This window comes from Azospirillum brasilense (assembly GCF_001315015.1).
GTDB classification, from domain to species: Bacteria; Pseudomonadota; Alphaproteobacteria; order Azospirillales; family Azospirillaceae; genus Azospirillum; species Azospirillum brasilense.
On the sequence record NZ_CP012915.1, the window covers coordinates 783332 to 799230 of the forward strand.

Here is a 15899-nt window from a genome sequence, read left to right on the forward strand (position 1 = left end):
CAGCCTCCGCGGCATGGTGCCGCAAGGCGTTGTGCTTCAAGGTTTTGGGGCAAGATCAGAGAAACGGTGGCATTTCCGGACCCGGCTGGACCGCGGACGGTGACCGAATAAAAGAGGGGCGGCATGTTCGGTGGCGTGGAAGCCTTCTTCGACACCAGCGCGTACTTGCCTCACGGCGTGTGCCTGTTCTGGCGTCCGGAAATCCTGACCCTGCACATCGTGTCCGATGTGTTAACCGGCCTCTCCTATTATTCGATTCCGGTGGCGCTGCTTTATTTCGTTGTGAAGCGCCGCGACGTGGCCTTCACTTGGATCGTCTGGCTGTTCGCCGCCTTCATCCTGGCCTGCGGCACGACGCATTTCTTCAGCCTGTGGACCTTGTGGTATCCCGACTATGCCGTGGAAGGCATCGTCAAGGCGCTGACCGCAATGGTGTCGGTGCTGACCGCCGTCGCCTTGTGGGTGCAGATGCCCAAGGCTCTCGCTTTGCCCAGCGCCACCCAGCTCGCCGACGCCAACGGAGCCCTTCAGCGCGAGATCGAGATCCGGCGTCAGGCCGAGCTGCGCTACGCCAGCTTCTTCAACAATCTGGCGGAGGGGCTGTTCGTCGTCACGGTGCTGCCGGACGGTGACTTCGCCTTCGACACGCTGAACCCCGCCCACGCGCGGGGGACGGGAATCGACCCGGAGACCATCCGCGGCCGGCTGGTCCGCGAGGCCGTTCCGCCGGAGACTGCCGCGGCGGTGATCGAACGCTACAGCGCCTGCGTCGCTGCGGGCGGCCCGATCGATTACGAGGAGACGCTGGACCTTCCGGTCGGACGGCGCACGTGGCACACCGTCCTGGTGCCGGTGCGCGGCGAGGGAGGGGAGGTGGTCCAGATTCTGGGCAGCTCCCGCGACATCACCGACCGCAAGAGGCTTCAGGAGGAGCTGGTCCAGACCTCCAAGCTGGCGACCCTGGGCACGCTTGCCGCCGGCATGGCCCATGAGATGAGCCAACCCCTGAACATCATCCGGATCTGGGCCGAGAACGCCCTGTCCCGCCTGCGCGACGGCGACACCGACACCGCGCGCCTGGACAAGGTGCTGACCATCATGTCGGACCAGGCGGAGCGCATGGGCCGCATCATCGACCATATGCGCACCTTCAGCCGCCGCGACGGCGCCACCCAGCGCTTCGACCCCGCGGCCAGCGTCCGCTCCGCCGTCGAGTTGGTGTCCAACCAGTTCGCCTTGGAAAACATCGAGGTCGTGAGCGACGTCCCGGCCATCGACTGCGTCACGCGCGGCCGTCCCCTGCAACTGGAGCAGGTGCTGGTCAATCTGCTGTCCAACGCGCGCGATGCGATTCTGGAATGGCGCGCCGACCCCGACGGGTCGCCCGCTGCCGGCCGGATTGCCATCGGGATGCGTTGCGACATGACCGCCGGGCGGGCCGTCATCACCATCACCGACGACGGCGGCGGCATCGACCCGGACATCCTGCCGCGCATCTTTGACCCCTTCTTCACGACCAAGGAAGTGGGGAAGGGGTCGGGCCTCGGACTGTCGATCGGCTATGGCATCATCGACTCCATGGGGGGCCGGATCGATGCGGCGAATGTGACCCAAGACGATGGAAGCCGCGGCGTCCGTTTCACCATCACCGTTCCGGTGTCCCATCCCTCCATTCAGGACGTGGAGCGCGCTCATGCCTGACCCCGTCACCGCTCCGTTGCATGTTCTGGTGGCCGAGGACGAAGCCTTGGCCGCCATGGCGTTGGAGGATTTTCTTTCCCGCAAGGGATACCGCGTGACCCTGGCCCAGGACGGGCAGGAGGGGTTGGAGCGCTACAGCGCCGACCCCGCCGACCTCGTCATCACCGATCTGCGCATGCCGCGTATGGACGGCCGAGCCCTGATCCGCGAGCTGAGGATCAAGGCCGCCGGACTGCCGATCCTGGTGATGACCGGCTTCCTGTCGATGGAGACGGGGGAGGACGACCTGACGTCCGACCGATGGCAACCACTGGTGGTGTTGCGCAAGCCGGTCAGTCCTCAGGTCATCCTGGACACGCTCGCCAACCTCGCCCAGGCGGCGAAGCTGCGGCCTGCATGATCGCGCCTTCCTAGAACCGGTCGCGCAGTTCCGGCAGGGGGACGATGCGGACGCCCTTGGCCTCCAGGGTGCGGCGCAGGTTTCCGGCCATGGCAACGGCGCTCGGTTCGTCGCCATGGACGCAGACGGAATGGACGGTGCAGGGGATGCGCGTGCCGGTGACCGACAGGATCACGCCCTCCTCCAGCATGCGCAGGACGTTGGCGGCCGCCACGTCCGGGTCATGCACCATCGCGCCGGGCTGACCGCGCGGCACGAGGTTGCCGTTGTCGTCGTAGGCGCGGTCGGCAAAGACCTCCTCCGCCGTGGGCAGGCCCAGCGTCCGCCCGGCCCGAGCCATTTCCGACCCGGCGGTGGCGAGATAGATCAGGTTGGGATCGACGCCCTTGATCGCCCGCCCGATCGCCAGGGCCAGCCCCTCGTCCACCGCCGCCATGTTGTTCAGCGCGCCGTGCGCCTTCACATGGGTGACCGAACCGCCGGCGGTGGCGGCGATGCCCATCAGCGCGCCGATCTGATAGGCGACCATTGCCTCGACCTCTGCCGCCGACATGCGCAGGGGACGGCGCCCGAAGCCCTGGAGATCGGGGTAGGAGGGGTGGGCGCCCAGGCTGACGCCCTTCGCCACCGCGTTCCGGACGGTCCGCGTCATCACCAGCGGGTCGCCCGCATGGAAGCCGCAGGCGATGTTGGCAGAGGCTACGATGCCGAGCATCGTGTCGTCGTCGCCGATGTCGTAGGCGCCGAAACCCTCGCCCAGGTCGGCGTTCAGGTTCACGGTGATGGTCATGGTGCCCTCCCGCACATCTCTTCTCGGTTCAGGATGTCGCCGTTGCCGTTGACGATGTCGACGACCCCGGACACGAGGTTTTCCGCGTAGAGCGCCTCCAGATCGACACCGCCCGCCGGACGCACCGGGCGGATGGCACGAACCCAGGCGGCGATGGTCTGCTCCTGGCGCCGCCGGATGGCCTCCGCCTCCTCCACCGTGACGGCGCGGAAGCTGAGGGCGCCGCCGGGGCTCAGCCGGCCGACGCGGGGCAGGTCGGCGGAGATCACCGTGGCGATCTTGGCATAGCCGCCCGCCGTCTGGTGGTCGTTCAGCAGAAGAATCGGCTGGCCGTTGCCCGGCACCTGGATCGAGCCGGTAACCAGCCCGTCCGACGGGATGTCGGCGGAGCCGGTGTGGGCGAGCGTCGGGCCGTCGAGCCGCAGGCCCATGCGGTCGGCGTCCTTGCCGACGCGGTAGCCGGCCGACAGGAAGGTTTCCACCGCCTCCGCCGTGAAACGGTCCTCCTGCGGGCCGAGGACCACCCGCACCGGCCCGCCGCCATAGTCCGGCGGCTCCGGCAGCTCCACGTCGGCGTCCGGCGGGGCGTCGCTGCGGTTGAGCGGCAGGCGCGTCCCGTCGCCCAGCGGCCTGCCGCCGAGCGGCCCGATGCCGGCGCGCACGTAGGTGGACAGGCTGCCCAGGAAGGGGGCCAGCGCGAAGCCGCCGGCCACCGCCAGATAGGCGACCGCCGCCCCGGTGACCGCGCCCAGCTTCAGCACGTCGCCGCGCGCCAGCGTGTGGCTGCGGTGGGGTTCCAGCGGCTGGGGCGATTGCCCCTCGCGCTCCAGGCTCAGCGCCATGGGGCCGACGACGGCGACGCGCACGCCGTCGGCCTCCACCTTCAGCGTCGGGCCGAGCAGGGCGATCTCCACCCCCGCCGTGCCCGCCGGGTTGCCGACCAGCGCGTTGGCGAGGCGCAGGGCAATGGGGTCGAGCGCGCCGGCGACCGGCATGCCGAGTTCCTGATGGCCGAAGCGGCCGAGGTCCTGGATGGTGGCGAACAACCCCGGCCGGACAACGGTGAGACAGGGCGTGAGGCGGGAAGCGCTCATGACGTGGCCCTCAGCGTGTCGGGATCGAAGCGGCCGGCGGCGGCCTCGGCCGACAGGGCGTCGAAGCGGGTGCGGTCCACCGCCTCGAACCGCACCCGGTCGCCCGCGGCGAGCAAGACCGGGGAGGGGCGGGAGCCGTCGTAGAGCGGCACCGGACAGCGCCCGATCAGATGCCAGCCGCCGGGGCTCTCCCACGGATAGACGGTGGTCAGCCGCCCGGCGGTGGCGACCGACCCCGCCGGCACGCGGACCCGCGGCTCGCTGCGCCGCGGCTTCTCCAGCTCCGCCGGCAGGTCGCCCATGTAGGCGAAGCCCGGCATGAAGCCCAGCATGTAGACGAAATATTCCGTCGATCCGTGCAGGGCGATCAGTTGCTCCGCCGTCAGGCCGAGCGACGCGGACAGTTCCGCAAGGTCCGGCCCCAGATCGGGATCGTAGCAGACGGGCAGGCGCCACAGGGTGCCTTCGACCGGCGCCTCCCCGGCGTGGGCCAGCTCCGCCTCGACGGCGGCCTGGACCTCCCGGCGGCTGGTTGCCGCCGGGTCGTAGACGACCTGGAGCGAGCGGAAGGTCGGTACCGTCTCCACCAGACCCGGCGGGGCGGCGGCCTTCAGGCGGGCGTGCAGAGCCATGACGCGGGCGTTGGTGGGGCGGTCGATGCCCTCGCCGAACTCCACGTTGAAGGCCGTGTCGCCCGCCGTGGTGAAACGGACGTTCATGGACTTGCACCTCACCCGATCATCAGCGAGGGCAGCCACGTCACCATGCCTGGGAAGATCCAGAGCAGCGCCACCATCAGGATCATCATCACGAAGAAGGGCAGGCTGGCCTTGCCCACGGTGAAGATGCTCTTGCCCGTCATCGATTGCAGGACGAACAGGTTGAAGCCAACCGGCGGCGTGATCTGCGCCATCTCCACCACGATGATGATGTAGATGCCGAACCACAGCAGATCGATCCCGGCGTTCTGCACCATCGGCAGGATGACCGAAGTGGTCAGCACGACCATCGAAATGCCGTCGAGGAAGCAGCCCATGACGATGAAGAACAGCGTCAGCACGACCAGCAGCGATGCGGTGGAGAGCTGCATGGAGGTGATCCACTCCGCCAGCAGGCGCGGAATGCCGGTGTAGCCCATGGCGACGGTCAGGAAGGCCGCCCCCGCCAGAATGAAGCCGATCATGCAGGAGGTGTGCGCCGCCCCCATCACGCTGTCGCGGAAGGTCGCCCAGCTCATCGTGCCGGTGACCATGGCCAGCACCAGCGATCCCAGAACGCCGATGCCCGCGGCCTCGGTCGGCGTGGCGATACCCGCGTAGATGGAGCCGAGCACCCCGACGATCAGCAGCATGACCGGGATCAGCGACCCGGTATCGCGGATCTTCTCCGCAAAGCTCTGGCGCGCCTCCCGCGGCGGCACGCGGTCGGGGTTCAGCAGGGACCAGCCGCCGACATAGAGCATGAACAGCCCGGTCAGCACGATGCCCGGAATGACGCCGGCGATGAACAGACGGGCGATGGACACGTCCGCGGCCACGCCGTAGACGATCATGATGATCGAGGGCGGGATCAGCAGGCCCAGCGTGCCGGCGCCGGCCAGCGAGCCGACGATCATCATCGGGTCGTAGCCGCGCCGGGTCAGCTCCGGGATGGTCATCCGCCCGATGGTCGCGGCGGTCGCGGCGGAGGAGCCGGAGACGGCGGCGAAGATCGTGCAGCCGACGATGTTGACATGCATCAGCCGTCCTGGCAGCCAGCCCGTCCATGGGGCCAGCCCCTTGAACATGTCGGACGAGATGCGCGTCCGGAACAGGATCTCGCCCATCCAGATGAACAGGGGCAGGGCGGTCAGGGTCCAGCTCGTGCTGGCGCCCCAGATGTTGGTCGCCATGACCATGCCGACGGGGCGTGTGGTAAACAGCGCCATGGCGACGAAGCCGACGCCGGCGAGCGCCAGGGCCACCCAGATGCCGGTCCCCAGCATCAGGAGCATCGTCACCACGACGACGATGGAAGCGGTCGTCTGGTCCATCGATCAGCCCTCGCTCTGCATGCCGGCGCTTTGGTAGGACGCCTCGCGCCCCTGGATCACCGCCAGCAGGTCGTCCAGGAAGGCGATCACCAGGATCACCAGCCCCACCCCCATGGCGGCCTGAGGAATCCACAACGGGATGGGCAGCACCCCCTGTCCCAAATCGCCGAAATCGTAGGAATCGTAGGTCATGCGCAGCCAGAACCACGCGAAATAGGCGCTGAGCGCCGTGCCGAAGCCGAGACAGACCAGCTCCACGGCGCGCCGGGGGCCACCGCGCAGCCGGTCCACCAGCACGCCGACGCGGATGTGCGCGCCTCGGCGCAGCGCCGGACCCAGCATGAGGAAGAAGGAGGCGGCCATGCAGTAGCCGGCCAGCTCATCGGCTCCCGGCACCATGCGGTTGGCCAGCCGGGCGAAGACCTGGGACACGATCAGCACGGCGATCAGCACCAGGAACACCGCGCCCAGAATCTCGGCGGCGCGGTACAGGAAGGTCAATGCGGTGCGCATGGCGCGACCACCTCCGGATTGGGCGGGCGGGGAGTGTCTTTTTTTGGGGGGTAGGTTTTGCCCCCTCCCTAACCCTCCCCCGCTTCGCAGGGGAGGGGATCAGTCTCCCTCTCCCGCGAAGCGGGGGAGGGCCGGGGTGGGGGCAAACGGCGCCGCTTACTTCCGGAAGGCCGAAATGATCGCTTCGCCATCGGCGCCGGCGGCCTTGGTCCACTCGTCGGTCATCGTCTTGCCGATGGCGGCGAAGCCGTCCTTGATCGCCGGGGACGGGGTCAGCACCTTCATGCCGTTGCCGGACAGCGTCTGGTTCAGCTCCGCCGTCTTCTTCTCCCACTCGGTCCAGCCGGTGGCCTCGGCCTTGGCGGCGGCCTGCTCGACGGCCTTCTTCGTGGCGTCGTCCAAGCCCTTCCAGACCTCGGTGCTGACGAACACCATGTTGCGCGGCAACCAGGCCTGCACGTCGTAATAGACGTTCACGAAGTCCCACGCCTTGGTGTCGACGCCGGTGGCGGCGGAGGTCATCATCGCGGTGACGATGCCGGTGCCGAAGGCCTGCGACACCTCGGCGGCCTCGATCTTGGTCGGCACGGCGCCGGCCAGTTCGGCGATGCGGGTGGTCGCCGGGTTGTAGGCGCGGAACTTCTGCCCCTTCAGGTCGGTGACGGAGCTGATCTCCTGCTTCACATAGAGGCCCTGCGGCGGCCACGGAATCGAGTAGAGGAGCTTCAGGCGCTGACGCTCCAGCTTCTTCTCCAGGAAGAGCTTGGACACCTCGTAGAGCTTCTTCGACGCGGCGAAGTCGGTCGCCAGGAACGGCACGGAATCGAGGCCGTAGAGCGGGTCCTCGTTCGCCCAGGAGCTGATGAGCACCTCGCCGATCTGGGCCTGGCCGGACTGGACGGCGCGCTTGATCTCCGGATGCTTGACCAGCGAGCCGTTGGAATGGACGGTGATCTGGATCTTGCCGTTGGTCGCCGCCTTCACGTCCTCGGCGAACTGGCGCACCGTGATGGTGTGCAGGTTCGTGTCGGGGTAGGGGGTCGGCATGTCCCAGGTCTCGGCGAAGGCTGCGACCGGGGTGGCGCAAAGGCCGATGCCGAAGGCGGCGGCGGCGAGGCGGGTCCGCAGGGTGATCGCGGTCATGGTTAGGAAGCTCCCTGTTCTTGTCTGAAAAGTTGCGCGACCGAAGGGGACACACCCTCCAGCTCGGCGTTCAGCCGGTCGGTGACCAGCATGTGGCCGGGGCTGTGGGCGATGGCGAAGGGCAGGCGGGCGGCGGCGAGCGCCACCTGGGGGGTGACCCCGCAAGCCCAGAAGACGGGGACCTCGCCGGGGGCGATCGGCACGGCGTCGCCGAACTCCGGCCGGGAAAGGTCGCGGATGCCGAGCGCCGCCGGGTCGCCGACGTGCACCGGCGCACCGTGGACGGCGGCGTAACGCCCGGTCACCGCGGCGGCTTGTTCGGCCTGCGCGGGCGTCATCGGACGCATCGACACCACCATGCGCCCGGCGAAGGGCGGGACGGCCACGCAGTCCCGGTCGGTCACGTACATCGGCACGTTGCATCCGCGCTCGATGTGGCGGACCGGCAGGCCGGCGGCGAGCAGCGCCTCCTCGAAGGAAAAGGAGCAGCCGATGGCGAAGGCGACCAGATCGTCGCGCCAGACCGACAGCAGGTCCTCCGGCTCCTCGGACAGCCGGCCGTCGCGGTAGACGCGGTAGCGCGGGAAGTCGGTGCGCAGGTCGAGGTCCGCGCCAAGCTCCGCGAAGCGGTGGTCGCCGGGCTGCGACACGGCGAGCAGCGGGCAGGGCACCGGGTTGGCGCGGCAGAACCGCTCGAAGGCGGGGGCCGCATCGGCGGGAACGATGGCAAGGTTTGCCTGCACATGGCCGGGCGCCAGTCCGGCGGTCGGCCCGCGATGCTCGCCCCGGCGGATCGCCAGCCGGGCCAGCAGGGCGGCGGACGGTGAGCCGGGCGGAAACGGGGTGCTTGGGGTCACGGACTGCATGGCGGGCAAAACCTCGGTGACCAAACTGTTGTGTCCTAAGGGTTCACGCATCCGTCCGATCCGTCAAATTTTCATTTTGGATCGTTTGCGATAAACGGCGTTTATCAGTGGGCGCTCCATGCCGCTGCGCCCGCACGATCTCCAATGCCATATCCGCCACGATGGGCACCAGCGGGTTGTCGCTGTCCACCGGATGGCAGATGGTGAAGTCGAGGTCGGGCAGCGGGTCCTCCGCCGGGATCAGCCGCAGCAGCCCCTCGGCCAGTTCGCGCTCGATCACCGCGGGCGGGATGGCGCTGATGCCGATGCCGTCCAGGGTCATCCGCACGATGCTGGCGAGCGAGCTGTTGCCGTAGAATCGCAGCGGCGGCAGGCCGGGTCGCTTGAACATCTGCTGGATGGCCACCGACGGCTTGGTCTGGCGGGAAAAGGTGATGACCGGATAACGCGCCAGATCGGCGAGCCCGAGCCGCCCGGCGGGCAGGTCCAGCGAGGGGCTGGCCACCCAGGCCATGGGGTAGCTGCTCAATGCCTCGTTGCGCATGTCCGGCTCGGCCACCGGTCCCAGCATGAAGGCGATGTCGAGGTCGTGCGCCAGCAGCCCGTTGCGCAGATGGATGGAGGTGTCGACCTCGATCTCCAGGCTGACCAGCGGGAAGCGATTGTGCAGCCGCTCGATCAGGCGGCTCAACCAGGTGTGGACGATGGTCTCCGCCACCCCCAGCCGGATCAGCCCGCGCAGGGTCGTCGATTCGGCAACCGCGTGGACCAGCTCGGCCTGGAGCGTCAGCATCCGCTCGGCGTGGTCCAGCAGCTCCATGCCCTTCAGCGTCAGCGTCACCCGCCGGGTTCCGCGGTTGAACAGCTGGACGCCCAGTTCCTTTTCCAGTTGGGCGATGCGGGCGGAGATGGCCGGCTGGGTGGTGTTCAGCCGTCCGGCCGCGGCGCGGAAGCCGCCCAAACGGGCAATCCACACGAAGGCTTCCAGGTTCTTCAGGTCCAACATCGCCGAATCGCTCCGCAGCCCATAGCCGCTGTTACAGTCTGTTACCAAATGGCTGTAGGATGGACATTAACCTGCAAAGCCTCTCCTGCGATAATGGGCCGCATTGCCTTATGGCGGGATGGCGCATTCCGGCCGGACCGGGCAGCCCCATCGGGAGTTCGATGTGACGAAACGCATAGCGCTGTTTGCGCTCCTGCTGGCCGCGCTCATGGGCGGCGGCTACTGGTACACGCACCGGGCGGGCGGGGCCGACGCGCAGACGGCGAAGGCCGCCGCCCCGGCGGGACCGCGCGCCCTCCCGGTGGTCATCCGGCCGGTGGAGCAGCGCGCGGTGCCGGAGCGGCTGGGCACCATCGGCTCGGTCCAGCCGCTGGCCGCCATCGCCATCAAGGCGCGCGTCGATTCGGTCGTCGAGACGGTCCATTTCACCGAGGGACAGGAGGTGAAGGCGGGCGACCTGCTGTTCACCCTCGACTCCCGCGCGCTGGAGGCGCAGCTCCGTCAGGCCCAGGCCAATCTGGAGCGCGACCGCGCCAACCTCGACAAGGCGCGCGGCGACGTGAAGCGCTACGAGCAGCTCGTCCGTTCCAACACGGTGGCCCGCCAGCAGTTCGACGCGGCGGTGGCCGCCGCCGACGCGCTGGAGGCCACGGTGAAGGCCGGGCAGGCGGCCATCGAGGCGGCCAAGGTCTCGCTCAGCTTCACCCGCATCACCGCTCCCATGGATGGGCGCACCGGTGCGGTGAACGCCAAGCCCGGCACGATGGTCCGCGCAGCGGACGCCACGCCGCTGGTCACGTTGACCCAGCTCCGTCCGATCACCGTCGCCTTCAACGTGCCGGAGCGCCATCTGCCGACCATCCGCGCGGCGATGGAGACGAGCCGGCTGGCGGTCACCGCCGGCATTCCCGGCGCCGCCGTCCCGCCCGCCGAGGGCGTCCTGAATTTCGTGGACAGCCAAGTCGACCAGCAGACCGGCACCATCCTGGTGAAGGGACAGTTCGACAACGCCGACACGCGGCTGTGGCCCGGCCAGTTCGTCGACGTGGTGCTGACCCTGCGGGTCGAGCCACAGGCGCTGACCCTGCCGGAGGAGGCGGTGCAGACCGGCCAGCAGGGCCGATTCGTCTATGTGGTCAAGCCCGACGACACGGTGGAGATCCGCAACGTCGCCGTGGCGCGCAGCCAGGAGGGCGTCGCCGTCATCGCCGACGGGCTCCAGGCCGGTGAGCGCGTGGTGGTCGACGGCCAGTCCCGCCTCTATCCCGGCGCCAAGGTCGCCGCCGCCAAGAACGGCGGCAAGGAGGGCGCCAACGGCAAGGCTCCGCTTACCGGAGGCGCGTCATGAACCTCTCGGAGCTGTGCATCCGCCGTCCGGTGATGACCATCCTGCTGACGGCGGCGCTGGTTCTAGGGGGGCTCGCCGCTTACCGCCAGTTGCCCGTCGCGGCGCTGCCGCGGGTGGATTTTCCGGTCATCAACGTCTCCGCCACGCTGCCCGGCGCCAGCCCGGAAACCATGGCGGCCTCCGTCGCCAGCCCGCTGGAACGTGAATTCTCAACCATCGCCGGTATCGACACGATCACCTCGACGTCGAGCCTCGGCAACACCTCGATCACCATCCAGTTCGTTCTGGAGCGCGACATCGACGCCGCCGCCCAGGACGTGCAGGCGGCCATCGCCCGCACCCAGCGCCGCCTGCCAGCGGAGATGACCACCGCGCCCAGCTACCGCAAGGTGAACCCGGCCGACCAGCCGGTGCTGATGCTGGCGCTCTCGTCGCCGACGCTGACCCTGTCGGCGCTCAACGATTTCGCCGAGACCGCGGTCCAGCCCAAGGTCGCCACCCTGCCGGGCGTCGCCCAGGTGCAGATCTACGGCGCGCAGAAATACGCCGTGCGCGTCCAGGTCGACCCCAACGCGCTGGCCGTGCGCGGCATCGGCATCGACGAGCTTCAGCGGTCGCTGGCCGCCGCCAACGCCAACACCCCGGTCGGCACGCTGTCCGGCGCCAAGCAGCAGCTCGTGCTGGCCGCCAACCCGCAGCTTCCCGACGCCGAGGCATTCCGCGGCCTGATCGTCACCTACCGCAACGGCGCCCCGGTCCGGCTGGGCGACGTGGCGACCGTGCTGGACGGCGTCGAAAATGCCCGCACGGCGAGCTGGCACAACGGCACCCGCGCCATCGTCATGGCCGTGCAGCGCCAGCCCGACGCCAACACCGTGGATGTGGTGGACCGGGTGCGCAACCTGCTGCCCAGCTTCCGCGCGCAGCTTCCCCCCAGCGCCAAGGTCGAGGTGGTGAACGACCGTTCCACCTCGATCCGCGAGGCGGTGGAGGACGTGCAGTTCACGCTGGGCCTGATCATTGCGCTCGTCGTGCTGGTCATCTTCCTGTTCCTGCGCCGCCTGACGGCCACCATGATCCCGGCCCTCACCGTTCCGGTGTCGCTGATCGCGACGGCGGGCGGAATGCATCTGATGGGCTTCTCCATCGACAACATCTCGCTGATGGCGCTGACGCTGGCGGTCGGCCTCGTCGTCGACGACGCCATCGTGATGATGGAGAACATCGTCCGCTACGTCGAAGAAGGGATGCCGCCCTTCGAGGCCGCCATCAAAGGCTCGCGGGAGATCGGCTTCACCATCATCTCCATCACCGTGTCGCTGGTGGCCGTCTTCATCCCGATCCTGCTGATGGGCGGCGTCGTCGGGCGGGTCTTCCACTCCTTCGCGCTCGTGGTGACCATGTCCATCAGCGCGTCGGCCTTCGTGGCCCTGACGCTGACGCCGATGATGTGCGCGCGCCTGCTGACCCACGAGACTCATAAGCCCAAGGAGGGATGGTTCGGGCGTATCCTGGAGGGCGGGTTCAGCGCCATGCACCGCGGCTACGCATCCACCTTGCGGCTGGCGCTGAAGCACCGTCCGGTGATGGGGCTGGTGATGATCGCCACGGTGGTCGGTTCCGTCCTGCTGTTCCAGGCAATTCCCAAGGGCTTTTTCCCGACGGAGGACATCGGGCAGATCACCGTCTCGACGGAGGCCGCTCCCGACATCTCCTTCCCGGCTATGGCCGAACGGCAGCAGGAGGCGGCACGGATTGTCGCGGCGCACCCGGCGGTGGCGGACATGACGTCGGCGGTCGCCATCGGCGGCAATTCGGTCAACACGGGCCGCATGTTCGTCGTGTTGAAGCCCCGCAGCGAGCGGCCGCCGGCGGGCGAGGTGATCCAGCAGTTGCGCCGCCAGCTTTCCGGCATACCGGGCTTCGCGGTCTACATGCAGCCGGTCCAGAATCTGCGCATCGGAGGGCGGTCCTCCAAGAGCCAGTACCAGTACACCATCCAGGGCTTGAACCCGGAGGAGTTGTACGTCTGGTCCGGGCGGCTGGAGCGCGCCCTGAACGACATTTCCATTCTTCAGGACGTGACCAGCGACCTTCAGCTCAACAGCCCGCAGGCCTATGTCCATGTGGACCGGGAAAAGGCCGCGACGCTGGGCATCGGTGTCGATCAGGTGCGTTCGACGCTGTACAGCGCCTTCGGCCAGCGGCAGGTCTCCACCATCTACACACCCACCAACGACTATCAGGTGCTGATCGAGCTGGCGCCCAAGTACCAGCAGGACGACAACGCCCTGTCGCGCATCTACGTGCGCTCCGGTTCCGGAAAGCTGGTGCCGCTGGACGCCTTTGCCAGCGTGCAGCGCACCGCCGGGCCGCTGACGGTCAACCATCAGGGCCAATTGCCCGCCGTCACCGTGTCGTTCAACGTGGCGCCGGGCCATTCGCTCGGCGAGGCGGTGGACATGATCCGGCAGGCGGAGGTGGAGATGGCCCTGCCGCCGGGCATCACCACCGGATTCGCCGGCACCGCCCAGGTGTTCGAGGACGCGCAGAAGAGCCAGGGGCTGTTGCTGCTGGCCGCGGTGCTGGTGATCTACATCGTGCTCGGCGTGCTGTACGAGAGCTTCATCCACCCGCTGACCATCCTGTCCGGTCTGCCCTCGGCGGCCATTGGCGCGTTGGCGACGCTGATGGTGTTCGGGCAGGAACTAAGCGTCATCGCGATCATCGGCATCCTGATGCTGATCGGCATCGTGAAGAAGAACGCGATCATGATGATCGACTTCGCCATCGACGCGCAGCGCAACCAGGGCATGTCCCCGCGCGAGGCGATCGAGCAGGCCTGCCTGCTGCGCTTCCGCCCGATCATGATGACGACGGTGACGGCGATCGTGGGCACGCTGCCCATCGCCGTCGCCCATGGCGCCGCCGCGGAGCTTCGCCAACCGCTGGGCCTCGCCGTGGTCGGCGGCCTGTGCGTGTCGCAGATCCTAACGCTCTACATCACGCCGGTGCTGTATCTCTACATGGAGGATGCCGGCAACGCCGTCTCCCGCCTGTGGAAGCGCCGTCACGGCGCCGCCCCGGAGGCGCCGCACCCGGTGCCGGGTGCGGAATAAGGGAACGCCGCCCGACACCATGGAACGAATCCCCTCTCCCCTCCGGGGAGAGGGTTAGGGTGAGGGGGTTGCACGTGGCGATGCGTCCGGCAAAAGCGCAACCCCCTCACCGGCCCTCCGGGCCACCCTCTCCCCAGAGGGGAGAGGGCTAAACAGCGCCGGCCAACCGTTTTACCAGCTCGCGGCTGTGGCTGGGCAGCGCGTCCAGCCGGCGGACGCAGACGACCAGCGAGCGGACCGCCCAGGGGTCGGTCAGGCGCACCGCGCGGATCTTGGTGAAGCGGCGGCAGCGCTTCGCCGAAGCTTCCGGGACGATGCCGAGCCCCACCCCCTGTTCGACCATCCGGCATATCCCGTCGAAGCCGCGCACCCGCACGCGCAGCTTCAGCGGGTGCCCGGAGCGGATGGCGTGCTCGTTGATGTGCCGCTGAAGGGCGTTGCGCGTCGCCAGCCCGACGAAATCCTCTTCCAGAACCTCGTTTAGGGCGACGCTGCGGCGGTTGGCCAGCGGGTGGCCGTGCGGCGTGACCAGCACCATGCGGTCGGTGCGGAAGGGAAACACCTCCAGACCCGACAGGTCGGCGTGATCGGACACCACCCCAGCGTCGGCCAGACCCTCCGCCACCGCCCGCACAATCTCGTGGCTGGGCCGTTCCTCCAGATCGATGTCGATGTTGGGGTGGGCGGCGAGGAAGGGCGCCAGAGCCTCGGGCAGGAATTCGGCCAGGGCGGCGGTGTTTGACAGCAGCCGGACATGCCCTTTCAGCCCCTTGGCGTAATCGCCCAGCTCGCCGCGCATGCGCTCGACCTGCTGAAGGAGGAGGCGGGCGTGATGGACCAGCGCCTCACCCGCCGGAGTTGGGTGGACGCCGCGCCGCCCGCGCTCCAGCAGCGGCACGCCGAGCGTCTCCTCCATCCCGCGGATGCGCGCGCTCGCCGAGGCGAGGGCGAGGTGCGTCCGCTCCGCACCGTGGGTGATGCTCTCCGCCTCCGCCACGTTCAGGAACAGCCGCAGGTCGGTCAGGTCGAAGCGCATGGGACGGGTCTCCGGTGGGGTGCCAGCCTTCGTCTGAACCGAAGGCTGGCTGCGTGACATCCACATTGCCGGAAGCCGAGGCTAGGCTTCAAGTGGTGGGCATGACCGACCTTCCCCTCCTCATTGTCGCCGCCATGGCCTTGACCTTCCTGCTGGCCGGGTTCGTCAAGGGCATGATCGGCCTGGGCCTGCCGACCGTTGCCATGGGTCTGCTCGGCCTCGTCATGCCGCCCGCCGAGGCGGCGATGATCCTGATCGTGCCTTCGCTGGTGACGAATCTCTGGCAACTGGCCTTCGGCCCCGGCCTCGGTGCCACCATCGAGCGATTCTGGCCGATGATGCTGGGGATCACGCTGGGCACCTGGGCAGGGGCGGGGCTGCTGGCCGGCGCCTCGTCGGGGCAGGCCGCGGCGGCGCTGGGCGGGGCCTTGGCGCTCTACGCGGTGGCCGGGCTGGTGAAGCTGCCGCTGCGGGTGCCGCCCGCGGCGGAATCCTGGCTGTCGCCGCTGGTCGGCGTGGCGACCGGGGTGGTGACGGCGGCGACCGGGGTCTTCGTCATTCCCGCCGTGCCCTACCTCCAGGCGCTGGATCTGGAGCGCGACCGGCTGATCCAGGCGCTCGGCCTGTCCTTCACGGTGTCCACGCTGGCTCTGGCCGCCGGGCTGGCGCAGCATGGGCTATTCGACGGCACGCTGGCCTGGGGATCACTGGCGTCCCTGCTGCCGGCCCTGGCCGGGATGGCGCTCGGCCAGAGCCTCCGCCGGCGGGTGCGGGCGGAGGTGTTCCGGCGCTGTTTCTTCCTCGGCCTGCTGGCGCTCGGGCTGTTCCTGATGCTGGAGCATCTGAGGTAA

The 15899-nt window shown here is 68.7% G+C and carries 14 protein-coding genes; 5 read left to right on the forward strand and 9 right to left on the reverse strand.

Going from position 1 to position 15899, the window contains the following annotated elements; genetic code table 11:
* The first annotated feature begins 123 nt into the window (after nt 1–123).
* Entirely contained in the window at nt 124–1701 is a 1578-nt protein-coding gene (locus AMK58_RS17330) for a PAS domain-containing sensor histidine kinase (protein WP_059399227.1), read from the forward strand.
* Nucleotides 1694–2101 (forward strand): response regulator, encoded by a 408-nt coding sequence (locus AMK58_RS17335; RefSeq protein ID WP_035676136.1) that lies wholly within the window; start codon nt 1694–1696, stop codon nt 2099–2101. Before AMK58_RS17330 ends, AMK58_RS17335 begins: the two co-directional genes overlap by 8 nt.
* A 10-nt stretch (nt 2102–2111) precedes the next feature.
* On the opposite strand, the gene AMK58_RS17340 is transcribed toward AMK58_RS17335, so the two are convergent.
* The 8 genes from AMK58_RS17340 to AMK58_RS17375 form a co-directional block, all read right to left on the reverse strand.
* Entirely contained in the window at nt 2112–2891 is a 780-nt protein-coding gene (locus tag AMK58_RS17340; RefSeq protein WP_035676201.1) for a LamB/YcsF family protein, read from the reverse strand.
* The gene (locus AMK58_RS17345; RefSeq protein ID WP_059399228.1) at nt 2888–3985 is read right to left on the reverse strand and encodes a 5-oxoprolinase subunit C family protein; all 1098 of its coding nucleotides are present in this window, start codon (nt 3983–3985) and stop codon (nt 2888–2890) included. Before AMK58_RS17345 ends, AMK58_RS17340 begins: the two co-directional genes overlap by 4 nt.
* Nucleotides 3982–4704, reverse strand: a complete 723-nt coding sequence (gene pxpB / locus AMK58_RS17350) for a 5-oxoprolinase subunit PxpB (protein WP_035676116.1) — start codon at nt 4702–4704, stop codon at nt 3982–3984. Before pxpB ends, AMK58_RS17345 begins: the two co-directional genes overlap by 4 nt.
* An 11-nt stretch (nt 4705–4715) precedes the next feature.
* Nucleotides 4716–6017, reverse strand: coding sequence for a TRAP transporter large permease (locus tag AMK58_RS17355; RefSeq protein WP_035676113.1), 1302 nt, complete (start codon nt 6015–6017; stop codon nt 4716–4718).
* Between the two features lie 3 nt (nt 6018–6020).
* The gene (locus tag AMK58_RS17360) at nt 6021–6530 is read right to left on the reverse strand and encodes a TRAP transporter small permease (RefSeq protein WP_035676110.1); all 510 of its coding nucleotides are present in this window, start codon (nt 6528–6530) and stop codon (nt 6021–6023) included.
* A gap of 156 nt (nt 6531–6686) precedes the next feature.
* On the reverse strand, nt 6687–7673 hold the full coding sequence (locus AMK58_RS17365; RefSeq protein ID WP_035676108.1) for a TRAP transporter substrate-binding protein: 987 nt from the start codon (nt 7671–7673) through the stop codon (nt 6687–6689).
* A 2-nt stretch (nt 7674–7675) separates the two neighbouring features.
* The gene (locus tag AMK58_RS17370; protein ID WP_051140385.1) at nt 7676–8539 is read right to left on the reverse strand and encodes a putative hydro-lyase; all 864 of its coding nucleotides are present in this window, start codon (nt 8537–8539) and stop codon (nt 7676–7678) included.
* A 43-nt stretch (nt 8540–8582) separates the two neighbouring features.
* A complete protein-coding gene (locus AMK58_RS17375; protein WP_035676106.1) occupies nt 8583–9545 on the reverse strand; it encodes a LysR family transcriptional regulator in 963 nt (320 codons plus the stop codon).
* A 163-nt stretch (nt 9546–9708) separates the two neighbouring features.
* Between AMK58_RS17375 and AMK58_RS17380 the strand changes: the two genes are divergently transcribed.
* On the forward strand, nt 9709–10893 hold the full coding sequence (locus tag AMK58_RS17380) for an efflux RND transporter periplasmic adaptor subunit (protein ID WP_236778286.1): 1185 nt from the start codon (nt 9709–9711) through the stop codon (nt 10891–10893).
* A complete protein-coding gene (locus tag AMK58_RS17385) occupies nt 10890–14012 on the forward strand; it encodes an efflux RND transporter permease subunit (RefSeq protein WP_059399229.1) in 3123 nt (1040 codons plus the stop codon). Before AMK58_RS17380 ends, AMK58_RS17385 begins: the two co-directional genes overlap by 4 nt.
* Nucleotides 14013–14160: 148 nt before the next feature.
* On the opposite strand, the gene AMK58_RS17390 is transcribed toward AMK58_RS17385, so the two are convergent.
* On the reverse strand, nt 14161–15048 hold the full coding sequence (locus AMK58_RS17390) for a LysR substrate-binding domain-containing protein (RefSeq protein ID WP_059399230.1): 888 nt from the start codon (nt 15046–15048) through the stop codon (nt 14161–14163).
* A 101-nt stretch (nt 15049–15149) separates the two neighbouring features.
* On the opposite strand from AMK58_RS17390, the gene AMK58_RS17395 reads away from it, so the two are divergent.
* On the forward strand, nt 15150–15899 hold the full coding sequence (locus AMK58_RS17395) for a sulfite exporter TauE/SafE family protein (protein ID WP_035676103.1): 750 nt from the start codon (nt 15150–15152) through the stop codon (nt 15897–15899).